This is a genomic window from Ensifer sp. B1-9 (assembly GCF_050474445.1).
In the GTDB taxonomy this organism is placed as follows: domain Bacteria; phylum Pseudomonadota; class Alphaproteobacteria; order Rhizobiales; family Rhizobiaceae; genus Ensifer.
This window is the reverse complement of the sequence record NZ_JBCHVG010000004.1, coordinates 305,370-327,993: the sequence shown is the minus strand read 5'-3', so window position 1 is coordinate 327,993 and position 22,624 is coordinate 305,370. Positions and strand designations below refer to the sequence as shown.

Genomic DNA, 22,624 nt, shown 5'->3' with positions numbered 1-22,624 from the left:
AACTAGACCTGTCTTGAAATTCCTCCGGGTGGCCCGGTGTGCAAGTCAGTGCAGCCGCATGACGATACGGCCGTCGATCTTGCCTGCCTCCATCCGATGGAAGATCTCATTGATGTTCTCAAGGCGATCCCAGGAGAAATGCGGCTTCACTTTTCCTTCCGCGGCAAACACCAGTGACTCTTCCAGATCCTGACGTGTGCCGACGATCGATCCGCGCACGGTGATGCGTTTCAGGACCGTTTCGAAGACGGGCAGGGACATCATTCCTGGAGGAAGGCCGACCAGTGCCATCGTCCCTTTCGACCGCATGAAGCCGAAGGCTTGTTCCATCGCGGCGGGAGATACCGCGGTCACAAGGACACCATGCACGCCGCCATTGGTTGCTTGTGTCACCTGCTCGATAGCATCTTTGGCCTTGCCGTTGACTGCGATGTCGGCACCGAGCTGTTTTGCCAGCGCCAGCTTTTCCTCGAAAATGTCCGCGGCGACGACGTTCATGCCCATCGCCTTGGCATACTGTACGGCCATGTGGCCCAGACCGCCGACACCTGAGATGGCCACCCACTCCCCGGGACGGACCTCGGTTTCCTTCAAACCCTTGTAAACGGTAACCCCCGCGCAAAGGACTGGTGCGGCTGCACCGAATTCCAGTTTATCTGGAACGCTGCCGACGAAATCCGGGTCCGCCAGTCCGAACTCTGCGAAGGTTCCATTCACGGAGTAGCCTGTGTTGGACTGCGAGGCGCACAGTGTTTCCCAACCGGTCCGGCAGTAAGGGCAATAACCACAGGCGGTGTGCAGCCAAGGCACTCCAACCCTATCGCCTTCCTTCACCCTTTTCACGCCGGCTCCGACCGCTGAGACGAAGCCAACGCCCTCATGTCCGGGTACAAAAGGCGGTGATGGCTTTACCGGCCAGTCGCCATTGGCCGCGTGGAGATCCGTGTGGCACACGCCTGTCGCCTCGTACTTGACCAGTATCTGTCCTGCTCCGGGTGTCGGAACGGCCATTTCTTCAATGGTGAGCGGAGCGCGGAACTGTCGAACGACAGCCGCCTTCATCGTCTTTGCCATTTCCATGCTCCTCCAGCTTGTATGACTTCGACGTATTTCGTGGGCAGTAGTGCCAGTACTGGCTATTGCGGATACGAATCCGAGTTGCTTTTAACTACGCCGCGGCGCTGCGGACGCTCCGGCGAGCATCCGTGCGGTTCTTCCCCGCCGCTGATAAGATCCGCGAGCGGGCTTTCGTCGCCAACAACGGGGAGGCCACTGACGTGGTCGTCCAATATAATTCCAGGTTGCCTGTCTGACCGCTGTTGTCAGGCGAAAGCTTGACGACAACTGTCGTCACCAGTTCTTTGGCGCCATATGAATCTAACTTCGGCGAGAGGCATACCGTCATTAGCGGAGCGAATTTTAAACCTGTTGTCCTGGTTCGACAACCGGCTCTGCAACTTGCGACCGTTGTTGATCGCCGGCGCATACTTCCGCCACGCTCGATCTTCATGCACCTTTGTCGCCGTTTGGCGCAGTCGGCGTTGTTTGGGAAGTAGCGACGGTTTAAATGCGCGGAGCGCCAGCCTCGGCGCCTGCGGGACAGAATGTTACACCGCCCCCGGTTTGACCCGCTCTGTCAGCCGCGCCAGCAGCGCTACCACTTCGGCCTGCAGATCCAGACAGGTTTGCTGATGCTCCGATACTTGCTTCTCGCGGCGTGGAAGTTCCCGCAAAAGGGTGTCGAGTGTCATCGACTCGCGGGCATAGGCCTCGAACAGATCGTAGAGTTCATGGTTCTTTGTGATGCGCAGAAGTTCGCGATGCCGTGGAAGCACCAACGCAAGGCGAGCCCGGCCGAGTTGTACCAAACCCATATCGTTTCATGTCCTTTGCTCTGACCTGTGGTCCGTCTGGTACCTAACCCAGGTCTTCTCCTGCGGTCCGGCGCGTGAAAGCACCGGAGGAACAGGAAACGCTGCGAGAACGAGGACGGTTCCCGATGATGTGTGGGCAGGGGCAAAGTGTCGGGGAAGAGCTTTAAGCCGTCGATCGTCGCGCGTTCGAGCGGCGACTGGGACGCCCAGCCTTGCCGTGTTTTCCGGGCACACGCCTCGTCAGATCGCCCGGCTTTTGCCGTCGATGGTCGAGCTTCTTTGGACCTGAAAGGCCACGCCGCCATCGAAGCTCCTGGTGCGAATGTCGCGGCCGAGGCTTGCTGCCGCCGGCGACAGACGAAGGCGGGTCGGCGAGACTCCGACCGTCTGTCGACCAGGCGGGGATGCTGTCCTTGGGGTTAGTCAATAAGTAATTGAAATATAAAGAATTAGGCGATTTTTGCATGGAGTTCTGCCCAAATTGAATTGGTCAGTTGAGGCAAATTGCACCAATGTCGCGTGCCAACGACACGACGGCCAGCCAGAAGCGCCTCTCCTATGACCCGTATCGACTTTGCCTCCCGCGCGGCCGCCGAGACCACGCCGGTTCTGAACGCGCTCTGCGTGGCCACTGAGACGCCGACTCGAAACGGTCGCGTCGACTCCGCTCTTGCCGATTGACTGAAGGAGAACGCACCCGTGAAGGTCTTCATTTCCGCCGACATCGAAGGCACTGCCGGCATCGCGCATTGGGACGAGGCCGAGCGCACCCACGCCGACTGGGCCGAATTCCGCGCCCTGATGACCGCCGAGGTGGTTGCTGCCTGCGAAGGTGCGCGCGCCGCCGGCGTGACCGAAGTGGTGGTGAAAGACGCCCATGACAGCGGCCGCAACCTCATTCTCGACCGTCTGCCGGACTACGTCCGCATCGTGCGCGGCTGGTCCGGTCATCCCGATGCCATGATGTTCGGCCTCGATGCCGGCTTCGCCGCGGCGATCTATACGGGCTATCACTCCAAGGCCGGCAGCGAGGACAATCCGCTCGCCCATACCTCCACCATGCGCATCTCGCGTCTGCTCCTCAATGGCGAGGTCGCCTCCGAGTTCACCGTCAACGCGCTCTGTGCGGCCGGTTACGGCGTCCCGTCGGTCTTCCTTGCCGGTGATGCGGGCATTTGCTCTGAGGCGCAGGCGATGGTGCCGGGGCTGAAAGCGGTGGAAACGCTGGAAGGCAAAGGTCGTTCCGCGACCTCGATCTCTCCGGCCTGGTCGCGCCGACTCATCCGCGAAGGCGTAGCGGAGGCGCTTTCCGGTGATTTCGCGCAGGTCCTGCCCAATAGGGCCGAGCGCTACGAGGTGGTGATCGAGTTCAACAATCCGACGGATGCCTATCGTGCCGGCTGGTATCCCGGTGCCTATGCGCACGGCCCTCGCGCAGTCGCCTTCAAACACGCGGATTTTGCGGAAATCCTGCGGGCACTGGTCTTCCTGAAGGCCTGATCAGGCGGGCTCGCGTTCCAGCAGCAGCTTTGCCGTTTGCCAGAGGTCTTCGACCCTGCGGCTGCGCGTCGCGGCGTGACGATAGAGGCGTATTTCGAGGTCGAGATTCCAGCCCGTATCCGCGGACGCCGGCACGAGGCCTCCGGTCTCGATCACGTCGCGTGCGAGGCTCTCCGGTAGCCAGCACACGCCTGCACCTGTCACCGCCATGTTCATCAGCCCGGCGCTGATCGTGTTCTCGTGCACCGTTCGGCGCCGGAAGGCCGGGCGACGGAGCATGAGGCGTGACAGGGCGACACCGAAAAACGAGTTGAATCCGTAGCTCAGATAGGGAATGGCGAGCCGCGGCTGTGCGACGGCGCGGTCGAGAATATGCAGCCCTGGCTGTGTGCTCCCGGCCATGGAAACGTTTGCGGCGGCAAGCGGGATCAGCCGGTCATGCGCGATCGTCAGCGAGGAGAACTGTCCGCGGTCGAGATGGAACGGCACCTCCGAATGGGCGTAGGTCAGGAAGAAATCCGCCTCGTCGCCGATAAGGGCGTCAAGATTGGCTTCGATGCCGCCGCGGTCCGGCATCAGCGAGGTGCTGAAGGCGCCGCCGGCTTTTTCCAGGAGTTTGAGCCAGCGCGGGAAGATCGTTACCGTCAGCGTATGGAGCGCGGCGAAGCGGACGAGGCCTTCTTCGTGAGACGGCCGTAGCGACTCACGCGCCGCGTAAAAAGTCCGGATTGCCTCCTGCGCGATAGGGAGGAAATTGCGACCTGCCGACGTCAGTTCCGCCGGCATGGTGGCCCTGCTGATCAGCGTTGCGCCGAGCCAAGCCTCGAGCTGTTTGATACGGCGGCTGAAGGCCGGCTGGGTCACGTTGCGCAGCTCGGCGGCACGCGAAAAGCTCGACGTGTCGGCGAGCGTCACGAAGTCCTCCAGCCACTTGATCTCCATGCCCAGCTCCTTGTGCGCGAGAGTTGTGGGGGATCATAAGTTGTTAGAAAGAAATCGCTATGCCGATATTGCATCGGCTTTTGCTAAAAGCGAATTGGCCAAATCCAATCAAACCTTTCACGTTGCGCCCAAGGCAAACAGTTCTGATTTCACGGCGGCGGAGGCGGCCGCGAAGCCAGGCTGATAACAAAAGGGGGATTGTTAATGGCCTGGCAACTTCACGCCGATCTCATCCTGCACAATGGTCGAATCTGGCGGGGACGGGAGGAGGGGATCAGCGAGGCTCTCGCCATCTGGCAAGGCAAGGTTCTGGCCACCGGCAGTGACGACGATATGCTGAGCCTCAAGGGACCGCGCACCGAGGTCATCGACCTTGAAGGCCGTTTCGCCAGCCCCGGCCTCATCGACAACCACCTGCACCTCATCTCCACCGGTATCACCATGGGTTGGGTCGATGCGACGCCTGCCGCCGCGCCGACGCTTGCCGTCTTGCTGGAGAAGCTTGCCGAACGCGCTGCCGCCACGCCGAAGGGAAGCTGGGTACGGGCGCGCGGCTATGATCAGGTCAAGCTCGATGTCGGCCGACATCCGACCCGCGAGGAGCTCGACCGCGCAGTGCCGGATCATCCCGTGCTGTTGACCCGCGCCTGCGGTCATGTCGCCATCGCGAATTCGCAGGCACTGAGGCTGGCCGATGTTACCGAGGCGACGCCGGTGCCGGAGGGCGGCGTGATTGGCACCACTGACGGCCGTCTCAACGGCTTCCTCGCCGAAAACGCGCAGAACCTCATCAAGGCCGCCATGCCCGAGGTGACGACGGAGGAATTGATCGACGGCATCGAGCGGGCGGGGCGCTATCTTCTCTCGCTCGGTATCACAAGTTGCATGGATGCGGCGGTCGGCCAACTCGCCGGCTTTGCCGAAATTCAGGCCTATGAGATGGCCAAGCTTTCCGGCCGCCTGCCGGTGCGTGTCTGGCTGACGCTGCTCGGCGATCCCGGTGTCTCGATAGTCGAGGACTGTTGGCGTGCAGGGCTCATTTCCGGCGCGGGCGACGACATGTTGCGCGTCGGCGCGGTGAAGATCTTTCTCGATGGCTCGGCCGGCGGGCGCACCGCCTGGATGACGAAACCCTATCTGGGTGAGCCCGACAATATCGGCGTGCAGATGCTGCCAGATGCGGACGTCGATGCGATCGTCAAGTCCTGCCACGACCGGGGCTATCAGATGGCCTGCCACGCCATCGGTGACGGCGCCATCGAGCAGCTTGTCACCGCCTATGAAAAAGCGCTTGCCGCCAATCCCGATCCGGACCGGCGTCATCGCATCGAGCATTGCGGCTTCTCGACGCCCGAGCAAGATCAGCGCATGAAGGCTGCCGGCATCCTTCCCGCTCCGCAAATGGCCTTCATCCACGACTTCGGCGACAGCTACGTTTCCGTACTTGGCGAAGAGCGTGGCAAGGCCTCCTACCAGATCGGCACCTGGATGCGCATGGGCCTCAAGCCCTCAACCGGCTCGGATTCTCCTGTCTGCTCGCCCGATCCCTTCCCGAACCTGCACGCCATGATCACGCGCAAAACTGGCAAGGGTACCGTGATGGTGGAGGCGGAGAAGCTCACCCGCGAGGAGGCCTTGCAGGCCTATACGGAATACGGCGCCTATTCGCAAAAAGCCGAGGACGTGAAGGGCAAGCTGGTGCCGGGCCAATGGGCCGACATCGCAGTCTTCGACAACGACCTCTTGGAGGCGCCGGCGGACACCATCCTGTCAGGCACGCGCTGCCTGATGACCCTGCTTGCAGGCCGCGTCGTGCATGACGCGCGCTGACGGCCTGCCGGACTGATCGACGCAAAGCCGAAAACGGCACGAGAGGGAGAACAGCATGCTGAAAAGATTGACACTGGCCGCAATGCTCAGCCTGGGCGTGGCTACCGGGGCGCTGGCCGCCGGCGAGCGCCATGGCGGCACGCTCGTCTTCACTGCACCCTATGGCTCGAGCTTTGCCACGCTCGACGTGCAGGCAAGCCCGAACACGCAGGAAGAATTCATCACCCAGGCGATCCACCGCGCGCTCTACAGCTGGGACTCGATCCAGAACAAGCCGGTGCTGGAATTGGCAAGCTCGGAAGAGGTCTCCGCAGACGGCACGGTGCACACCTATCACCTGCGCGACAATGCCGTCTTCCACAACGGCAAGCCGCTGACGGCCGATGACATCATCTACAGCTACAAGCGCATCGCCAATCCGAAGAACGCATTCCCGGGCGCCAGCTACATTGCCGTCATCAAAGGCGCGGAAGAATACATCGCCGGCAAGGCTGAGGAGATCTCCGGTCTCAAGAAGATCGATGACCACACGCTGGAGATCACCTATACCGGACCGCTCAATCCAGGCTTCCCGCTGATGCAGAACACGACGGTGATCTATCCGTCGAATGTCGCGGATGAAACGAGCTTCGCCAAGACCCCCGTCGGCCTCGGCGCCTTTGTCTTCAAGGAGCATGTGCCGGGTTCGCAGGTCGTCGTCGAGAAGTTCGACAAGTATTACGAAGAGGGCAAGCCCTATCTCGACCGCATCAATATCGTGTTGATGGCCGAAGACGCGGCCCGCGACGTCGCCTTCCGCAACAAGGAAATCGATGTCTCCATCCTCGGGCCCACCCAGTACCAGGCCTATCAGGGCGACGATGCCTTGAAGGATCACCTGCTCGAAGTCGCCGAGGTCTATACGCGCAATATCGGCTTTAATCCCGCCTTCGAACCGTTCAAGGACAAGCGGGTACGTCAGGCGATCAACCACGCGATCAATGCGCCGCTGATCATCGAACGTCTCGTGAAGAACAAGGCATATCCTGCCTCCGGCTGGCTGCCGATTTCCTCGCCTGCCTTCGACAAGGACAAGGCGCCCTATGCCTTTGATCCGGAAAAGGCGAAAGCCCTCCTGGCGGAAGCCGGCTATGCCGACGGCTTCGAGTTCGAAGTGACGGCAAGCCCGAATGAAAGCTGGGGCGTGCCGATCGTCGAAGCGATCCTGCCGATGCTGAAAAAGGTGGGCATCACCGTAAAGCCGAAACCCGTCGAAAGCTCCGCGCTCGGCGACGCCGTGACGTCGAACAACTTCCAGGCCTTTATCTGGTCGAACCTCTCCGGTCCCGATCCGTTGAACGCACTGCGCTGCTACTATTCCAAGACGCAGCAGTCGGCCTGCAACTACGCGAGCTATGCGAGCCCGGAGTTCGACAAGCTCTATGAGGCGGCCCAGCAGGAACGCGACCCGGCCAAGCAGAACGACCTGCTGCGCCAGGCCAACAACATCGTGCAGGACGACGCGCCGGTCTGGTTCTTCAACTACAACAAGGCGGTCATGGCCTATCAGCCGTGGATCCACGGCCTTGTTCCGAACGCAACCGAACTGGCGGTCCAGCCCTATGACGAGATCTGGATCGACGAAACGGCGCCGGATGGGCGCAAGTAAGGCCTGAGAGGTTCGGGGGCGGCTTCGGTCGCCCCGCACAACAGTTGTCGCACCCGTCCGGGTGGCCAAAATGGAACCGCTCATGCTTCGTTTTACCCTGCGCCGCATCCTGCAGGTCGTCCCGACGATCGTCGTGGTGGCGCTCCTTATCTTCGTCATCTTCTCCGTCGTGCCCGGCACCTTCGCGGCCAGCCTCTTTGCGGATGGCAAGCGCGCTGCCGATCCGCAAATGATTGCGCGCCTCAACGAGGAGTTCGGGCTGAACAAGCCGCTGGTGGAGCGCTTCGTGACCTATGTCACGGATCTTGCGCAGTTCGACCTCGGCACCAGTTTCCGCACGCGCCAGCCCGTCATCGACCTCATCAACGACCGCATGGGCGCTTCGCTGCAGCTTGCCGTCGCCGCCATGATCTTTGCCATTGTCGTCGGTGTGCCGCTCGGCTTTCTCGCCGCGCTTAGGCCGGGTTCGATCCTCGATACGGTGACGATGGTCGGCGCGGTCTCGGGGCTCTCCATGCCGCAATTCTGGCTCGGCCTGTTGATGATGTATCTCTTCGCCCTGCAACTGAACTGGCTGCCCAGTTTCGGCTATGGCGACGGCTCGTTGCAGAACCTCGTCCTTCCTGCCGTGACACTTGGCGTCACACCGCTGGCGCTGCTTGCGCGAACCACCCGGGCGGGCGTGCTCGACGTACTGAACGCCGATTTCATCCGCACCGCCCATTCCAAGGGCATGAGCGAGGTGAAGGTGGTCCGCTGGCACGTGGCCCGCAATGCGCTGGTGCTGATCGTCACGACGGTCGGCCTGCAGTTCGGCTCGCTGATCGGCCAGGCCGTCGTCATCGAAAAGCTCTTCGCCTGGCCGGGAATCGGCTCGCTCCTGGTCGATAGCGTGGCGATCCGCGATATTCCCGTGGTCCAGGGCACGATCCTCATCATCGTACTTTGGTTCCTGATCATCAATACCGCCGTCGATCTGGTCTATGCCGCGATCGATCCGCGTATCAAGCAGGAGTGACGCGCGTGCGCCTCGGCTTCAATTTTTGGCTCGGTGCGACGCTGACAGCGCTGGTCATCCTCGCCGGTATCCTTGCCCACTGGATTGCACCCTTCGACCCGGTGCTCGATGCGGACCTGATGAATTCCGAACTGCCGCCGGACGCCACCTTCTGGTTCGGCACGGACGGGCAGGGACGCGACGTCTATACTCGCATTCTCTACGGCGCGCAGATCTCTCTGACCGTCGGCATCGTTTCGCAGGTTATCAATTCCATCATCGGCGTCACCCTCGGCATGACAGCTGGTTATTGGGGCGGCTGGTGGGACGATCTGGTGAACGGACTGACCAACGTCATGCTTGCCATCCCGTCTCTGATCTTCGCGCTCGCCGTGATGGCCGTGCTCGGTCCCGGTCTGCCATCCCTCCTGATCGCGCTCGGCCTCACCAACTGGAGCTGGACCTGCCGCATTGCCCGGTCCTCGACGCTGTCCTTGAAATCGCAGGGCTACGTGCAGGCGGCACAGACGCTCGGCTATGGTGACCTGCGCATCATGTTCACGCAGATCCTGCCCAACATGATGGGACCGATCCTCGTCATGGCGACGCTCGGCATGGGGTCGGCGGTGCTGTCGGAAGCCGCACTCTCCTTCCTTGGGCTGGGCATCCAGCCGCCGTTCCCGAGCTGGGGCTCGATGCTGACCGATGCGCGCCAACTCATCCAGCTTGCGCCCTGGGCTGCACTCTTCCCCGGCCTTGCCATCTTCCTCTCGGTGCTCGGCTTCAACCTACTCGGCGACGGCCTGCGCGACAGCCTCGACCCGCATATGAGGACGCGCAAGCCATGACCATGCCGCTTCTCGATATCAGGGATCTGCGCCTCGGCGTTTCGCTCGGCCGCTCCGTCCACCATCCGCTGCTCAAGGGCGTCTCCTTCCAGATCATGCCCGGCGAAGCCTATGGTCTCGTCGGCGAATCCGGTTCGGGCAAATCGGTCACGTCGCTTGCGGTCATGGGGCTCTTGAAAAGGCCGCTTGCCGTTTCCGGCGGCGAGATAGTGTTCAAGGGGCAGAACCTGCTGGCGCTGCCGAAGCGCGAGATGCGGCGCCTGCGTGGCAACCGCATCGCCATGATCTTCCAGGAGCCGATGACCGCGCTGAACCCGCTTTCGACCGTCGGCCGGCAGATCGCCGAAATGTTCGTGCTGCACCAGGGAAAAAGTTGGGCGGAAGCCGAAAAGCTCGCCGTCGAGGCGCTTGGCAACGTGCGCGTACCGAACCCCGATCGCCGCGCCAAGAACTATCCGCATCAGATGTCCGGGGGCTTGCGCCAGCGCGTAATGATCGCCATGGCACTTGCCTGCAGCCCGGATCTGCTCATCGCCGACGAGCCGACGACGGCGCTCGATGTCACCGTCCAGGCCGAGGTGCTGCGCCTCATCAAGGAGCTCTGCGCGGCGCGTGGCACAGCTGTCCTCTTCATCAGCCACGACCTCGGCGTCATCGCCAGCATCTGCCAGCGCGTCGGTGTGATGTATTCGGGGTGCCTGGTCGAAGAGAACGAGACGCGGGCACTCTTCGAAAATCCGAGGCATGAATATACCCGCGGCCTGCTCGGCGCCCTGCCGCGCCTTGGCAGCCGCAGCGAACACGGCCGGCAGCGGCTCGTCGACATCGACAGCATCATCGCCGATCGCTCGAAGCTGACCGAGAGCCGCTTCATCGCGCCGCGCGAACTCGAAGGGAGCCAGCCATGACCGCCCCGTTGCTGCAGGTGGACGATCTGCACGTTCGCTTCCCCATTTCCGGCGGCGGCCTGCTCGGCGCCGGGCGGCGCACGCTTCACGCCGTCAACGGCATCAGCTTCGAGCTCGCCAAGGGCGAATGCCTGTCGATCGTCGGCGAATCTGGCTGCGGCAAATCGACGACAGCGCTCTCCATCCTCGGCCTTCAGGAGCCGACCGCAGGCATGATCCGCTATCGCGGTCAGCCGCTCTCCGGCCCCGGCGCCCCTGGCCGGATGGAGAGAGCGAAGGCGGTGCAGATGGTGTTCCAGGATCCCTACGCCTCACTCAACCCACGCCAGTCCGTGCGCACATCGCTGGCGGCGCCGCTGCGCCTGCACGGCATTACCGCCACTTCGGAAATCGACGGCCGCATCGAGGCGATGCTGAAGAATGTCGGTTTGACGCCTGAACAGGCGGGGCGCTATCCGCACGAATTCTCCGGCGGCCAGCGCCAGCGCATCGGCATTGCCCGCGCGCTGATCCTCGAACCTGAGATCGTCGTGCTCGACGAGCCGGTCTCTGCCCTCGACGTATCGATCCGCGCGCAGATCATCAACCTCCTGCTCGACCTTCAGGAAAAGCTCGGTCTCTCCTATCTGATGATCAGCCACGACCTCAGCGTGGTCGAGCACATGAGCGACCGGGTGCTGGTCATGTATTTCGGCGAGATCGTGGAAGAGGGCGGTTGGCGCGAGATTTTCGAAGCCCCCACCCATCCCTATACGCAGCGGTTGATCGCCGCCATTCCCGACCCGGATGCAGCGCTGAGCCCGCCGGCAAAGCAGGATCGTTTTGCCGCCATGCCGCAGCTTGCCGGCCGCCGCTTCGTTTCCGACGGCAGCATGGCGCCGGATGTCTTTACTGCCCCCGCGCGATCCGAATTGATCGAAATCGCCGGGAACCATAGGGTCCGGATGGCTTTGGCCTAGCCTGTGGAGCGCGGTCGGCAAACTCCCGTTCGAAGGTAGAGGCGGCGTCGGCTCGAAAACGACTATCCGCGCGATCCGGATGGGATAAATATGCGTAGAACTTCCAGAATTCAGGATGAACCAATGAGCCGCCTGCCGAAGATCGCTGTGATCATGGACGAAAACACCAGCTCAGGGGGCGGACGCTATGATACCTCGAAGAATTACTTCTCTGCGCTCCGCCGCGCGGGCGCCTTCGCCTTCGGTATTCCCTACATCCCTGACATGGTCGGCCAGGTCATCGAGGAGTTCGACGGGTTCCTGAGCGTCGGCGGCCGTATCAACTTTCCGAAGGATTGGTACGTCGAAGGGGACCAATCCCAGTACCCGCCCTCGGATCGTCTTGCCGTCGATATGGCATTGATGGAAGGGTTTCTTGCGCGTGACAAGCCTGTGCTTGGCATCTGCAATGGCATGCAAATGCTTGGATGCCTCAACGGCTGCCGGATGGTTTCGGATGTCCATTCTTCGTGGCCGGAAGCCCTCATTCACGATCAGGGAAATTTTTCACATGAGGTGCGCGCCGTCGCCGGCACGAGAATGGCCGATATTTTCGGTGCCGAAACGTTCGCCGTGAACACGTTTCATCGAGAGGCCATTGTGGAGGTATCCAGCACCGTAACCGTTACGGCTCGGGCACCGGATGGAGTCGTCGAGGCGATCGAGATCGGCGCGCAGTCTTTTGCCATGGGCCTTCAATGGCATCCGGAGTTGCTGGATGCCGAAAGCCATCCGGGCGCCCGCGTATTTGACGCATTCGCGGAAGCCGCAAGCCGTCGATCCCGCTGAGCGCGATTATCTCAATCCGATCGCGAAGGCAGCGTCCGTTCGCATGTTCAGCAGTCATGGCCGCTGTAGCGAAGCAGTTCCGGGACGCGCAGGGCCAAGACCGTGAGTGATAGGACCAACAGGGTCCCGCTGATCAGTGCCACATTGGCGATACCGACGATTTCTGCCGCGGCGCCAAGCACCAGGCTCGAGACCGGCATCACGCCAATGGTCAATTCCTGAATGCCCATCACGCGTCCCTGCACGTGCGGTTCTGTCATCATCAGCATGAGCGTGGTCTGCAGGACACCGAACGGCGACGCCGACAATCCGATGAGCCCCATGAGAACAAACGAAAGAGGCATTGACGACGACAATGCGAAGGTCGCCCAGAGACCGCCCCAGATCGCCGTACCAATCAGGAAGAGGCCGCCCTTGTAGCGGAAGTCTCCGAGACTGGCGATGACGAGAGCGCCGGCCAGGCTGCCGGTGCCCGCGCATGCCAGGAGCCAGCCCAGCCCCGTTGGCGTCAGATCCAGATGCTCCTTCGCGATAACAGGCATGAAGCCCTGGTAGATCGGCCACAACAGGATATTCGCCAGGAACGTGACCCCCAGGACAGACCTGAGAAGGACGTTCTCGGAAATCGTACGAAAGCCTGCCGCCACGAGGCTCACGAGCTCTTCTTCTCGAACGGGTTGACGCCTGCACTTCAGCTTCCTCATCGGCCAGAGCGCCATGAACGAAACGAGGTACCAGCCTGCCGAGATGGCAAGTGCAGATGCAGCGCCGAAGGCGACGATCATCGCTCCCCCAAGCGCCGGCCCGATCATCTGCGTCATGCTCAGCACAAGCGAGTTCAGAGCATTCGCGTTGCTGAGCCTCTCGCGATCGACGAGATCGGCGACCAGCGCGAAACGTGCCGGCTGGGAAGGAGATTGCGCCAGGCCAATGCAGAAGCCACCAAAGACCAGGCCCCAGAAGGATATCTTGTCCAGCGCGACGAGAAGCGCAATCGCGCTGAGCACCGTAAAGGCCCAGCCGGACGCAGCCAATAGGAGCCTGGGCCGGTCGAAGCGGTCCGAGACCACGCCTGCGAGAGGGCCGAGCATCATCGGTCCCAGTCTCGCCGCCGTGAACAGGGCGACGGAAAACTCCGAACGGGTGGTGTCAAACACCAGCCAGCCGAGCACGAGCGTCTGCGTCCACACGCCCGCGAAGAAGAAGAGATTGGATATCCAGAGCCGTCGATATCCAGGATAAAGGAGAAGAGACGACGCGATCCTGGCCAGGAAACCGGCATGAGATGCGCATGAGCTGCATGAGGAGGAGCGCTCGCTTGGGATGGTATCACAACGCACTGCGCCTTCGCGTTCTTGCATGTCCATTGCACCTTCCCAGGCAGCCGTTCGCCTCGGGCTAAATCTCTTCGAGGGGCAGCTTCTCGTTGCGGCGTCTGGGGTGCCAATGCGATGTTCGCCGCTGCCGCATTGCGCAATTCGCGACAAGAGCGCGATATGGTCTCGTCTATAGGGAGGTTCTTGATCGATCGGAAATTAAGAAAACCGATGGAAACCATTGTGTTAGCGAATGGAACAGGCCCCGCTTCAAGGCTTCTCGGGCCGGCTCCGGTGGAGCGTGGTCATCGTTCCGCAGTGAAACCCGAACTTTTCCCTTTGCATGCAGGTTGTATACAAGATAATAAATTCAATGCATTCAATCGTGGCGTTACGCGTGATCTGGATTGCCTTAGGATCGCACGGCGACGAGCTTTCATCCTCGCCCGGCAACCGGCTCCAGCGCATTCGGGGGACGAATGAACCGTTATCCCATGTTCAATCCCCAGCTGTTGCTCAGCTTTGTCGCCATTTGCGAAAGCAACAGCTTCACCCGCGCTGCCGAGCGGGTAAACCTTTCCCAATCGACAGTCAGCCAGCAAATTCGCCGGCTGGAAGAAATGCTCGGGAAAGCGCTTTTCGAGCGCTCATCGCATCTGGTGCAACTGACGGAAGAGGGCGTCAAGTTGCTGAGCTATGCACGGCGCATCATCGCGTTGAACGAAGAGGCGCATGATGCCTTGGCTGGTCCCTGGCGCGACGGCGTGCTCCGCTTGGGAATGCCTGAGGATTTCACGGTGCCGACGGTCGACCTGCTGGCGTCGTTCAATAGCCAGCACCCACACTTGCGATTGGATGTCACCAGCGGCCTGAGCGCGGATCTGCAACTTGCCTACCGGGAGGGAGAGCTCGATCTCATTCTCGTCAAGCAGCGCCGCAAGCAATTGCCGCGCGCCGCGAGACCCGAGCCGCTGCTGTGGTTGGACAGCGTCGTGCGTCCGGCGATCGAACAATTGCCGGTGCCGCTGGCAGTGTTTCCGCTCAACGGTCTCTACCGCGAGGAATTGTGCCAGGCGCTCGACAGTCTTGGAATACGCTGGCGCATTAGCTACAGCAGCGCCAGTCTCGCGGCTCTCGCCGCCGCTTCCGCTGCCGGTCTTGGCGTCAGTCTGTTGCCCGCGAGCTGCAGGCTGCCTTCCCATCGCGTGCTAGGTGCTGCCGAGCGCATGCCGCCTGTCGATGACTTCGAGCTGGCTCTCTTTTATCGCGACAACGCCAGTGCCGCCACGCTCGCGCTGGCGGAGCGCCTTATCGAGTATTGTGGCCTGAGGCGGTCGTAGACGGAAGGCGTCTCCGCCCTCCCGTCATTTGCAATCACTACGAAGCTGCCCGCATGCATTGGCAAATCGAATAGCCAGCATTGGCAAATGTCGCTGCCATGCCGTGACGCTGTTCGGTAGATTGCCGACCCGAATAACTATCCATGATGAGGCAATGATGTTGGAACAGATGCTACCGCAAAGCCGCAGGACCTTTCTCAGCCGAACCGGGACGCTCACCACCGCTTGCGCTGTCGCTGGCTTTGCTGGCGGAGCGGTTCGCGAGGCATCGGCCGGCGCCGGCGACAGCACCGGTGAGACGAATACCAAGACGCTCGCGGATCGCCACTACGTTTTGACCGGCGTGCGGTTGGAGGAGGGGTTTGAGCGCGACGGCGATATCGTCGTCGCCACGCGGACTGCGCTCTACGCGTTGGAGATCAAGGACGGCGCGATCGTCGCCCTGCATCCGGAAAAGGCGACCTTGCCCGAAGGTGTGCCGCAGTATCACGCTCATGGCCAGCTTTTGTTGCCGGCGATGCGCGACATGCACATCCATCTGGACAAGACGTTCTATGGCGGCCCTTGGCAGGCGCCGCGCCCGCGTCAGGGCAAAACCATCATGGATATGATCGCGCTCGAGGAGAAGCTGCTTCCTCAGTTGCTGCCGACCTCGCGAGAGCGGGCCGAGGGGCTGATCGCCCTCTTGCAGTCCAAGGGAACAACCGTCGCGCGCAGCCATTGCAACATCGACCCGGTGAGTGGCCTCAAGAGCCTCGAGCACCTGCAACAGGCCTTGGAGAACCATCGTGACGATTTCGTGTGCGAGATCGTCGCCTTCCCACAGCATGGCCTGCTTCACTCCAAGGTCGACGGCCTGATGCGCGAAGCGATGCAGATGGGTGTTCAGTATGTCGGTGGCTTGGACCCGACGAATGTCGACGGCGCCATGGAAAAATCACTCGATGCGATGTTCCAGATCGCGCTGGACAACGGCAAAGGGGTGGACATTCATCTGCATGAAACGAGCCCTGCTGGTGTTGCCGCGGTCAATTACATGATCGATACTGTTGAGAAAAATCCCGCTCTGCGCGGAAAAGTCACGATCAGCCACGCCTTCGCATTGACCACACTTGCTCCGGAGGCCCTGGAGGAGACAGCCTCGCGCTTGGCGGAACAGAAGATTTCGATTGCCTCGACGGTGCCGATCGGAGCGCTGATGATGCCCTTGCCGCAACTGTCTGAGAAGGGTGTCTTCGTCATGACCGGAACCGATAGCGTCATCGACCACTGGTCGCCATTCGGCAGCGGGGACATGCTGGAAAAGGCGTATCTCTACGCGCAGCTTTATCGTGGGTCGGACGAATTCCGGCTTTCGCGGTCCATGTCGATTGCCACCGGCGGCATTCTGCCCCTCGACAACGAGGGCAAGCGGGCGTGGCCAAATGTCGGCGATGAGGCCTCATTCACGCTTGTCGCGGCGAGCTGCTCGGCAGAGGCTGTGGCCCGCGTGCCGGCGAGGACCGCGACATTCCATAAGGGACGTCTGGTCTCGGGCGGAGTCGGCGAGGCCTGATAAAGCTAAAGGGTTTGCCTGTGGCCACTTCGACGTTCGTCATCGCGGAGCCGGGCAGCGCCTGCTCTGCCGATCGACGAAGTGGGGAAGGGGCCCGTCGCGCGGATGTCCGAGGAAGGCTCGCGCGCCGACTGCCGCACAAGGCTCCCGGATATCCTCCGGGAGCGCCGCGCTTCGCCTAGGCAAGGCCCTCCGCCACAGCGTAGGCGGAGAGCACCTCCTTGATGTTTCTGTCCCCGTCGGTCGGAAGCAGCGCACGCGTCGTCACCGAGTCGAGGTGATGTGCCATGAGGGCCGCCGCCTCGTCGGTCTTGCCGGCGATCAATTTGTCCAGAAGCTCCTGGTGCTCCGATACGGCGCATTCCGAAGAATGCGGCCGGCCATAGAGCGCAAGGATCAGGGAACTGCGGGCGACCAGTTCGTTCACGTAGCGAATGAGGCTGGCGTTGTTCGTCATCTGAGCAAGGAGCGTATGGAATTCGCCCGCCAGCCGGATCGATTGAGCGCGCTCCCTCTTCGCGGCTTCCTCGGCTTCAATATGAGACGAGAGAATGCCGATTTGCTCCTGCGTCAATTTTCCGGAAAGCGTCTCCACCACAAGACGTTCCAACGCCATTCGGGTAAGGAACAGATTGCGCCCTTCCTCAAGGGTCGGCCGCGCAACCACCGCTCCCCTGTTTGGCCGGAGCTCCACCAGCCCTTCCTCGCTAAGGCGAACCAGCGCCTCGCGCACCAGGGTCCTGCTGACCCCCAGCCTTTCGCCGATCGAGTCTTCCGGCAGCTTCGATCCCGGAGACAGCGCCTGATCAAGGATTGCCCGTTTCAGGACGCGATGAACGGCCTGAGCGCGGCCACCGCCCGTTTCGTTCTCTTTCTTTGCCATGGTGGTTACTCCGCGTCGTCACAATTATCTCTTCGAATTGCATACAAAACGGCGGGATGTCTAGTGAATTGGTCTCGTCATCCGTATTCGCGGAACGGCAAGAGCCGCCGCCCGCGTCGACTGTCCGAGCGCGCAGAGCAAGACGTCACTTAGATGGGTGACTGCATGGCCTGCGCGTAGCGTGATGGGTTGAAGCGCATGTAGAGAAAGAACACGCCGACGACGCAGGCAAGGTGCAGCGTCCAGCCAGGGGCGAAGCTGCCACTGACATCGTGCAGATATGCCGTGGCAAACGGGCCGAGAGACGCGATCAGGAAACCACCGCCCTGCATCAATGCCACCAGCACGCCCGCCTCTTCCGGGCGTGGCAGGTGATCGAGGGCGGTGACGATCGCCAACGAGAAGCTGCTGCCAAGGCCGGCACCGCACAGGCCGACCCAGATCGCCGGCGTTGCCTGGGGCAGGAACGCAAGACCGGCAAAACCGATCGCCTGCATCGCCAGCGTCAAGCGCAGAAATGCGCGGCGATCGATGCTGCGGCGGGCCAAAATCGGCAGGGCGAGGGCCGCCACCGCCTGACAGATCGCCATCAGCGCCACGAGATTGCCGCTGTCTCCGCTGCTCCAGCCGAGGGACTGATAATAGGAGGCGAGCCAGGCGACGGCGGAAGAGTAGCCGGCATTGACCAGGCCGAAGGCGAGGATAAGTGTCCACGTTCGAGGCCGACGGAGCAGCCGGACGGTGAGCGCCTTGTCCGGGCGATCGCTGCGTGAGTTCGACAGGATCAGCCAGGCGGCGCTGAGAGCAACAAGCGCCGGCGCTGCGAGCCAGGCGAGGGCCGGGCGCCAGCCGAAACCGTGATTGACGAGAAATGGCGTCAGCCGCGCCCCCAAGGCTCCACCACCCATTAGAACCGCGGAATAGAGGCCGGTGACCACCGGTATGCTGCGGGGAAACTCCGCCTTGATGATGCCCGGGAAAGCCGCCTGGATGAAAGCGACGCCGGCACCGCAAAGGGCAGCTGTCATCACCAGTGCTGCGCCGCCCGGAGCGACGAGGCGGAGCAGCGAGCCGGCCGCCAGCACAAATAGGGCGATGAGAATGCCGCGCCGCGTGCCGATCAAGGCCTGTAGAGAAGGAGACACGAAGGCGCCCACACCCATCAGCATCATCGGCAACAATGTCAGCAGGGCCAGGCTGCCATATCCCATGCCGGTATCGGCGACGATCTCGGACAGCACAGGCCCCGGAGCGGTGAGAAATGGCCGCAGGTTGACGGCAACCAGCACGACGAGAATGAGCAGCGTCCATTGACGGCCCGTCGTGGGCTTTGATGATTTGGGCATGATGGGGTATGTCCTTACGTCTTCTTCTTGTTTTGGGGCCCGAAGGGGTACTTGGGCGCTGGCGCGTCAATCGTTGGCGATTGCGCAATACACAAAAGCGAGCGGCGCAAGCCGCGGTAGCGGCGGGCGAATGAGGATGCTGGCGACAGGTCCCCGAGCGCGCCGGCTTAGGCCGGCGAAGCGCAGGGAGGGAGTATCGGTCGGTTGTCCTCCAGGCTTAAGCCGAAGCCAGCTCCCGCCCCATGATGCGCTCGACGGACGGAGCAAGGCGGAGAAGCTCGCGCGTATACTCGTGTTTCGGCGCGGTGAAGAGCGTTTCGGTATCCGAGAGCTCGACGATCTGCCCAGCCTTCATCACGGCGACGCGGTCGCACATCTGACGGATCACGGCGAGGTCGTGGCTGATGAACAGCATGGAGAGGCCGGCGAGATCACGCAGATCCTTCAGCAGGTTGAGGAGCTGCGCCTGCACCGAGACGTCGAGCGCCGAGGTCGGCTCGTCGCAAATGAGCAGCGACGGGCGCGGTCCGAGCGCGCGGGCAATGGCGATGCGTTGGCGCTGGCCGCCGGAGAAGGCGTGCGCGAAGCGCGCGCCGGCATCGGCGGGAAGGCCGACCGCTTCAAGCAGGGTTCTGGCGTCCTGGCGGGCTTCCTGCGCATTGGAGGCCAGTTTGTAGAACAGGATCGGCTCCGCAATGGCGGCGTTGATCCGCAGGCGGGGATTAAGCGCCGAATAGGGATCCTGAAAGACCATCTGCAGGGACTGCCGAACCGATTTTTCACGACGGCCGCCGAGCGCCGTGCCCTGAAAATCGATGGAACCTGCACTCTGGGTGACAAGGCCCGCGATGGTGTTGGCAACGGTCGTCTTGCCGCAGCCGGATTCGCCGACGAGTCCGAAAATCTCGCCGCGCCGTACATCGAATGAAACGCCCCTGACGGCCTTGAACACCGAGGCCTTGCGAAGCAATCCGCGCCCGCCGTATTCCACGGCAAGATCGCGCACGCAGAGCACCACTTCGTCGCGGCTGCCCGTCTCGCTCTTCGCGCTCTTGCGGCGAACCGAGGCGCGCGCGTCGAGAGTTACCTGCGTTTCTTCGCTCGGCACCGGCAGGCGATCGAGGCGCGTATCAATTGGCGGCACGGCTGCGATCAAAGTACGGGCGTAAGGTGCCTTCGGTGCCGTCAGCACCTCGCGCGTCGAGCCGCTTTCCACGACCGCACCATTTTGCATGATGGTGACGCGGTCGGCGATCTCGGCGACAACGCCCATATTGTGCGTGACGAGCAGAACGCCGACGCCCCGCTCGTCGGCAAGGTCTCGAATGAGCTTGAGGATCTGCGCCTGCACAGAGACGTCAAGCGCGGTCGTCGGCTCGTCGGCAACGATCAGCCGCGGATTGCAGGCGAGGGCCGTGGCGATGACCACACGCTGGCGCTGGCCGCCGGAAAGCTGGTGCGGATAGCTGCCGAGCCGGCGCTCGGGTTCAGGGATGCCGACGGCCTTCATCAATTCCAGCGCCCGGGCCTTCGCCTCCCGGGAGGAGAGCTTCAGGTGGGTGAGCATGCCTTCGCAGAGCTGGCTTTCCACCGTGAAGAGCGGGTTGAGGCTCGTCATCGGGTCCTGGAAGATTGCGCCGACATCGCGCCCGGGAACGATGCCTTCGGTACGGCCGGTGCGCAGGTTGATTTCCTTGCCGGCGATCACGATCGAGCCGGCGGCGATCTTGCCGGGGGCCTGCAGGAGGCCCATCAGCGCATTGCCGACAGTGGTCTTGCCGGCCCCGGATTCACCGACGAGGGCGTGGATCTCTCCAGGGCGGATGGTCAGATCGATGTCTTTGACGGCCGTCAGCGTGTTGCCGTTGGCCAACGGATACTCGACACGGAGCTTGCGAATGTCGAGAACGGGGCGCGTAGTTTCGGTCATCTCATCTCGCCATCAGTTTCGGGTTGAAGTGGTCGCGCAGATAGTCGCCGATCACGTTGACGGCCAGCACGAGGATGACCAGCACCGCCGCGGGCATCACCGCGATCCACCAGAGACCGGAGAACAGGAACTGGTTGCCGATGCGGATCAGTGTGCCGAGCGAAGGATAGGTCGGCGGCATGCCCGCGCCGAGGAAGGAGAGCGTCGCTTCCGTCAGGATTGCGCCGGCGAGGTTGATCGTGGCGATGACCATCACCGAGCTCATGATGTTCGGCAGGATGTGGCGGGCCATGATGCGGGGCGACGGCAGGCCGATGACCTTGGCGGCGCGCACATAGTCTCGCGCGATCTCCACCATGGTCGAGGCCCGCACGGTTCGCGCGTATTGGACCCATTCATTGATGGCGATAGAGAAGATCAGCACCAGCGGCGCCCAGGCAAGCATCGCATCGGCGCTAAGCTGTGCGCGGGCGATACCGCTGATGAGCAAGGCAACGAGGATGGTCGGGAAGCTGACGAATATGTCGGCGACGCGCATCACGATGCCGTCGACCATGCCACCGAAGAAACCGGCAATAAGGCCGAGCACGACGCCAAGCATGGCTGCAAAGACCACGGCGCCGAGGCCGATGACGACGGAAATCCTCAGCCCGAACAGGATGACGGAGACGAGGTCGCGTCCCTGGTTGTCCGTGCCGAGCAGGAAGCGCGAATCGCCGCCCTCCATGAACACTGGCGGGATTTCCATATCCATCAGCGAGTAGGAGGCGACGTCGCGCGGATCCATCGGCGCAATCAGCGGTGCGAAGATGACGAGGATCAGCATGATGACGAGCACCAGGCTGGCGATGATAACGGAAACCGGGGGAAGCCGGCGCATCACGGATTGCGTAGCCATTATCGTGTCCTCAGGCGCGGATCGATGAAGGTGTAGAGAATGTCGACGATCATGTTGATCATGACGAAGAGGAAGCCGACGAAGAGAAGGTAGGCGGCCAAAACCGGCACGTCAGGATAGCCGACGGCATTGGTGAAGAGCAGGCCCATGCCCGGCCATTGGAACACCGTCTCGGTGACGATCGCAAAGGCGATGAGCTGGCCGATCTGCAGTCCTGTGACCGTGACGACCGGCATCAATGCGTTGCGCAAGGCAAGCCGCCCATAGATATAGGTTCGCGGCAGCCCGCGCGCGAAGGCGAAGCGGATGTAATCCGACGACAAGACGTCGATCATCTCCGAGCGCACCAACCGCATGATCAGCGTGAGCTGGAACAAGGCCAGCGTGATCGACGGCAGGATCAATGACTTCAGGCCTGAAAGCGAGAGGAAGCCGGTCTGCCAGAGCCCGATATCGACGAGATCTCCGCGTCCTGAGGATGGCAGCCATCGCAGGTTTACCGCGAAAATCAGGATCAGCAGCAGGCCGGTGACGAAGGTGGGCATGGAAATGCCGACGAGTGTCGCAGACTGGGTCAGCCGTGAGAAAAAGGCGTGCGGCTTCAGCGCGCAGAGCACCCCGAGCGGAATGCCGAGCGACAGCGCCAGCACGGTGGCAACGATTACCAGTTCCAGCGTGGCAGGAAGGCGGCTGAGCAACAGGCTCGTCACGGGCTGCTGGTAGCGATAGCTTGTGCCGAGATCGCCGGTCACCACCTGGCCCAGGAAATTGACGAACTGAGCCAGGACCGGCTTATCGAGGCCGAGCGCGACGCGCACGGCGTCCTTTTCCGCCTGGGTTGCGCCTTCACGCACCATCGAGGCGACGGGATCGCCGACGAAGCGAAACATGACGAAGGCGATGGCGGTCACCGCAACCATCACGAGGATGGCCTGAAGCAGCCTGACTGAAAGGAGTCTGATCATCGGATAGTCCTTACGGGGAGCGATCTTGCCCAAAGGGGCGGCCACCGGGTCGTGCGC

At 62.2% G+C, this 22,624-nt stretch carries 19 protein-coding genes; 10 read left to right on the top strand and 9 right to left on the bottom strand.

Features of this window, described 5'->3' with window-relative positions; genetic code table 11:
• Positions 1–45 precede the first annotated feature (45 nt).
• Together adhP and ACQ5BM_RS09420 are read right to left on the bottom strand one after the other, a co-directional pair.
• The gene (gene adhP / locus ACQ5BM_RS09425) at positions 46–1,074 is read right to left on the bottom strand and encodes an alcohol dehydrogenase AdhP (RefSeq protein ID WP_429810346.1); all 1,029 of its coding nucleotides are present in this window, start codon (positions 1,072–1,074) and stop codon (positions 46–48) included.
• A 533-nt stretch (positions 1,075–1,607) separates the two neighbouring features.
• The gene (locus tag ACQ5BM_RS09420; protein ID WP_429810344.1) at positions 1,608–1,874 is read right to left on the bottom strand and encodes a hypothetical protein; all 267 of its coding nucleotides are present in this window, start codon (positions 1,872–1,874) and stop codon (positions 1,608–1,610) included.
• 699 nt (positions 1,875–2,573) lie between these two features.
• On the opposite strand from ACQ5BM_RS09420, the gene ACQ5BM_RS09415 reads away from it, so the two are divergent.
• Entirely contained in the window at positions 2,574–3,374 is an 801-nt protein-coding gene (locus ACQ5BM_RS09415; RefSeq protein ID WP_429810342.1) for a M55 family metallopeptidase, read from the top strand.
• Here ACQ5BM_RS09415 and ACQ5BM_RS09410 read toward each other — a convergent pair whose 3' ends face one another.
• Positions 3,375–4,316: a LysR family transcriptional regulator gene (locus ACQ5BM_RS09410; RefSeq protein WP_429810340.1), complete on the bottom strand. Its 942-nt coding sequence runs from the start codon at positions 4,314–4,316 to the stop codon at positions 3,375–3,377. It abuts the gene before it with no gap.
• 204 nt (positions 4,317–4,520) lie between these two features.
• Here ACQ5BM_RS09410 and ACQ5BM_RS09405 point away from each other — a divergent pair, with 204 nt between their 5' ends.
• From ACQ5BM_RS09405 to ACQ5BM_RS09375, 7 genes are all read left to right on the top strand, one after another.
• Positions 4,521–6,146: an amidohydrolase gene (locus ACQ5BM_RS09405; protein ID WP_429810339.1), complete on the top strand. Its 1,626-nt coding sequence runs from the start codon at positions 4,521–4,523 to the stop codon at positions 6,144–6,146.
• Between the two features lie 55 nt (positions 6,147–6,201).
• The gene (locus tag ACQ5BM_RS09400) at positions 6,202–7,794 is read left to right on the top strand and encodes an ABC transporter substrate-binding protein (RefSeq protein WP_429810338.1); all 1,593 of its coding nucleotides are present in this window, start codon (positions 6,202–6,204) and stop codon (positions 7,792–7,794) included.
• Between the two features lie 82 nt (positions 7,795–7,876).
• Entirely contained in the window at positions 7,877–8,812 is a 936-nt protein-coding gene (locus ACQ5BM_RS09395) for an ABC transporter permease (protein ID WP_429810336.1), read from the top strand.
• A gap of 5 nt (positions 8,813–8,817) precedes the next feature.
• Positions 8,818–9,639, top strand: a complete 822-nt coding sequence (locus tag ACQ5BM_RS09390) for an ABC transporter permease (RefSeq protein ID WP_429810334.1) — start codon at positions 8,818–8,820, stop codon at positions 9,637–9,639.
• The gene (locus tag ACQ5BM_RS09385) at positions 9,636–10,547 is read left to right on the top strand and encodes an ABC transporter ATP-binding protein (protein ID WP_429810332.1); all 912 of its coding nucleotides are present in this window, start codon (positions 9,636–9,638) and stop codon (positions 10,545–10,547) included. Before ACQ5BM_RS09390 ends, ACQ5BM_RS09385 begins: the two co-directional genes overlap by 4 nt.
• Positions 10,544–11,506, top strand: coding sequence for an ATP-binding cassette domain-containing protein (locus ACQ5BM_RS09380; RefSeq protein WP_429810330.1), 963 nt, complete (start codon positions 10,544–10,546; stop codon positions 11,504–11,506). The genes ACQ5BM_RS09385 and ACQ5BM_RS09380 overlap by 4 nt, the downstream gene beginning before the upstream one ends.
• Positions 11,507–11,629: 123 nt before the next feature.
• The gene (locus tag ACQ5BM_RS09375; RefSeq protein WP_429810328.1) at positions 11,630–12,334 is read left to right on the top strand and encodes a gamma-glutamyl-gamma-aminobutyrate hydrolase family protein; all 705 of its coding nucleotides are present in this window, start codon (positions 11,630–11,632) and stop codon (positions 12,332–12,334) included.
• 47 nt (positions 12,335–12,381) lie between these two features.
• Here ACQ5BM_RS09375 and ACQ5BM_RS09370 read toward each other — a convergent pair whose 3' ends face one another.
• Entirely contained in the window at positions 12,382–13,701 is a 1,320-nt protein-coding gene (locus tag ACQ5BM_RS09370) for an MFS transporter (RefSeq protein ID WP_429810326.1), read from the bottom strand.
• Positions 13,702–14,129: 428 nt separating this feature from the next.
• Between ACQ5BM_RS09370 and ACQ5BM_RS09365 the strand changes: the two genes are divergently transcribed.
• The gene (locus ACQ5BM_RS09365) at positions 14,130–14,990 is read left to right on the top strand and encodes a LysR family transcriptional regulator (protein WP_429810324.1); all 861 of its coding nucleotides are present in this window, start codon (positions 14,130–14,132) and stop codon (positions 14,988–14,990) included.
• A gap of 157 nt (positions 14,991–15,147) precedes the next feature.
• A complete protein-coding gene (locus ACQ5BM_RS09360; protein ID WP_429810322.1) occupies positions 15,148–16,545 on the top strand; it encodes an amidohydrolase family protein in 1,398 nt (465 codons plus the stop codon).
• Positions 16,546–16,723: 178 nt separating this feature from the next.
• Here ACQ5BM_RS09360 and ACQ5BM_RS09355 read toward each other — a convergent pair whose 3' ends face one another.
• The 5 genes from ACQ5BM_RS09355 to ACQ5BM_RS09335 all read right to left on the bottom strand — a co-directional run bounded on the left by ACQ5BM_RS09355 (position 16,724) and on the right by ACQ5BM_RS09335 (position 22,567).
• The gene (locus tag ACQ5BM_RS09355) at positions 16,724–17,428 is read right to left on the bottom strand and encodes a GntR family transcriptional regulator (protein WP_429810320.1); all 705 of its coding nucleotides are present in this window, start codon (positions 17,426–17,428) and stop codon (positions 16,724–16,726) included.
• Between the two features lie 149 nt (positions 17,429–17,577).
• Positions 17,578–18,774, bottom strand: coding sequence for a cyanate transporter (locus ACQ5BM_RS09350; protein ID WP_429810318.1), 1,197 nt, complete (start codon positions 18,772–18,774; stop codon positions 17,578–17,580).
• A 217-nt stretch (positions 18,775–18,991) separates the two neighbouring features.
• Entirely contained in the window at positions 18,992–20,704 is a 1,713-nt protein-coding gene (locus ACQ5BM_RS09345) for a dipeptide ABC transporter ATP-binding protein (protein WP_429810316.1), read from the bottom strand.
• Between the two features lies 1 nt (position 20,705).
• Entirely contained in the window at positions 20,706–21,602 is an 897-nt protein-coding gene (locus ACQ5BM_RS09340; RefSeq protein WP_429810314.1) for an ABC transporter permease, read from the bottom strand.
• Complete coding sequence (locus ACQ5BM_RS09335; RefSeq protein ID WP_429810312.1) at positions 21,602–22,567, bottom strand: ABC transporter permease; 966 nt, start codon at positions 22,565–22,567, stop codon at positions 21,602–21,604. The genes ACQ5BM_RS09340 and ACQ5BM_RS09335 overlap by 1 nt, the downstream gene beginning before the upstream one ends.
• Positions 22,568–22,624: the final 57 nt, after the last annotated feature.

Bases quoted from the DNA above. Each gene is read 5' to 3' on its own strand.
- adhP (WP_429810346.1), bottom strand. From the start codon at position 1,074: ATGGCAAAGACGATGAAGGCGGCTGTCGTTCGACAGTTCCGCGCTCCG.
- ACQ5BM_RS09420 (WP_429810344.1), bottom strand. From the start codon at position 1,874: ATGGGTTTGGTACAACTCGGCCGGGCTCGCCTTGCGTTGGTGCTTCCA.
- ACQ5BM_RS09410 (WP_429810340.1), bottom strand. From the start codon at position 4,316: ATGGAGATCAAGTGGCTGGAGGACTTCGTGACGCTCGCCGACACGTCG.
- ACQ5BM_RS09405 (WP_429810339.1), top strand. From the start codon at position 4,521: ATGGCCTGGCAACTTCACGCCGATCTCATCCTGCACAATGGTCGAATC.
- ACQ5BM_RS09400 (WP_429810338.1), top strand. From the start codon at position 6,202: ATGCTGAAAAGATTGACACTGGCCGCAATGCTCAGCCTGGGCGTGGCT.
- ACQ5BM_RS09395 (WP_429810336.1), top strand. From the start codon at position 7,877: ATGCTTCGTTTTACCCTGCGCCGCATCCTGCAGGTCGTCCCGACGATC.
- ACQ5BM_RS09385 (WP_429810332.1), top strand. From the start codon at position 9,636: ATGACCATGCCGCTTCTCGATATCAGGGATCTGCGCCTCGGCGTTTCG.
- ACQ5BM_RS09380 (WP_429810330.1), top strand. From the start codon at position 10,544: ATGACCGCCCCGTTGCTGCAGGTGGACGATCTGCACGTTCGCTTCCCC.
- ACQ5BM_RS09375 (WP_429810328.1), top strand. From the start codon at position 11,630: ATGAGCCGCCTGCCGAAGATCGCTGTGATCATGGACGAAAACACCAGC.
- ACQ5BM_RS09370 (WP_429810326.1), bottom strand. From the start codon at position 13,701: ATGGACATGCAAGAACGCGAAGGCGCAGTGCGTTGTGATACCATCCCA.
- ACQ5BM_RS09365 (WP_429810324.1), top strand. From the start codon at position 14,130: ATGAACCGTTATCCCATGTTCAATCCCCAGCTGTTGCTCAGCTTTGTC.
- ACQ5BM_RS09360 (WP_429810322.1), top strand. From the start codon at position 15,148: ATGTTGGAACAGATGCTACCGCAAAGCCGCAGGACCTTTCTCAGCCGA.
- ACQ5BM_RS09355 (WP_429810320.1), bottom strand. From the start codon at position 17,428: ATGGCAAAGAAAGAGAACGAAACGGGCGGTGGCCGCGCTCAGGCCGTT.
- ACQ5BM_RS09350 (WP_429810318.1), bottom strand. From the start codon at position 18,774: ATGCCCAAATCATCAAAGCCCACGACGGGCCGTCAATGGACGCTGCTC.
- ACQ5BM_RS09345 (WP_429810316.1), bottom strand. From the start codon at position 20,704: ATGACCGAAACTACGCGCCCCGTTCTCGACATTCGCAAGCTCCGTGTC.
- ACQ5BM_RS09340 (WP_429810314.1), bottom strand. From the start codon at position 21,602: ATGGCTACGCAATCCGTGATGCGCCGGCTTCCCCCGGTTTCCGTTATC.
- ACQ5BM_RS09335 (WP_429810312.1), bottom strand. From the start codon at position 22,567: ATGATCAGACTCCTTTCAGTCAGGCTGCTTCAGGCCATCCTCGTGATG.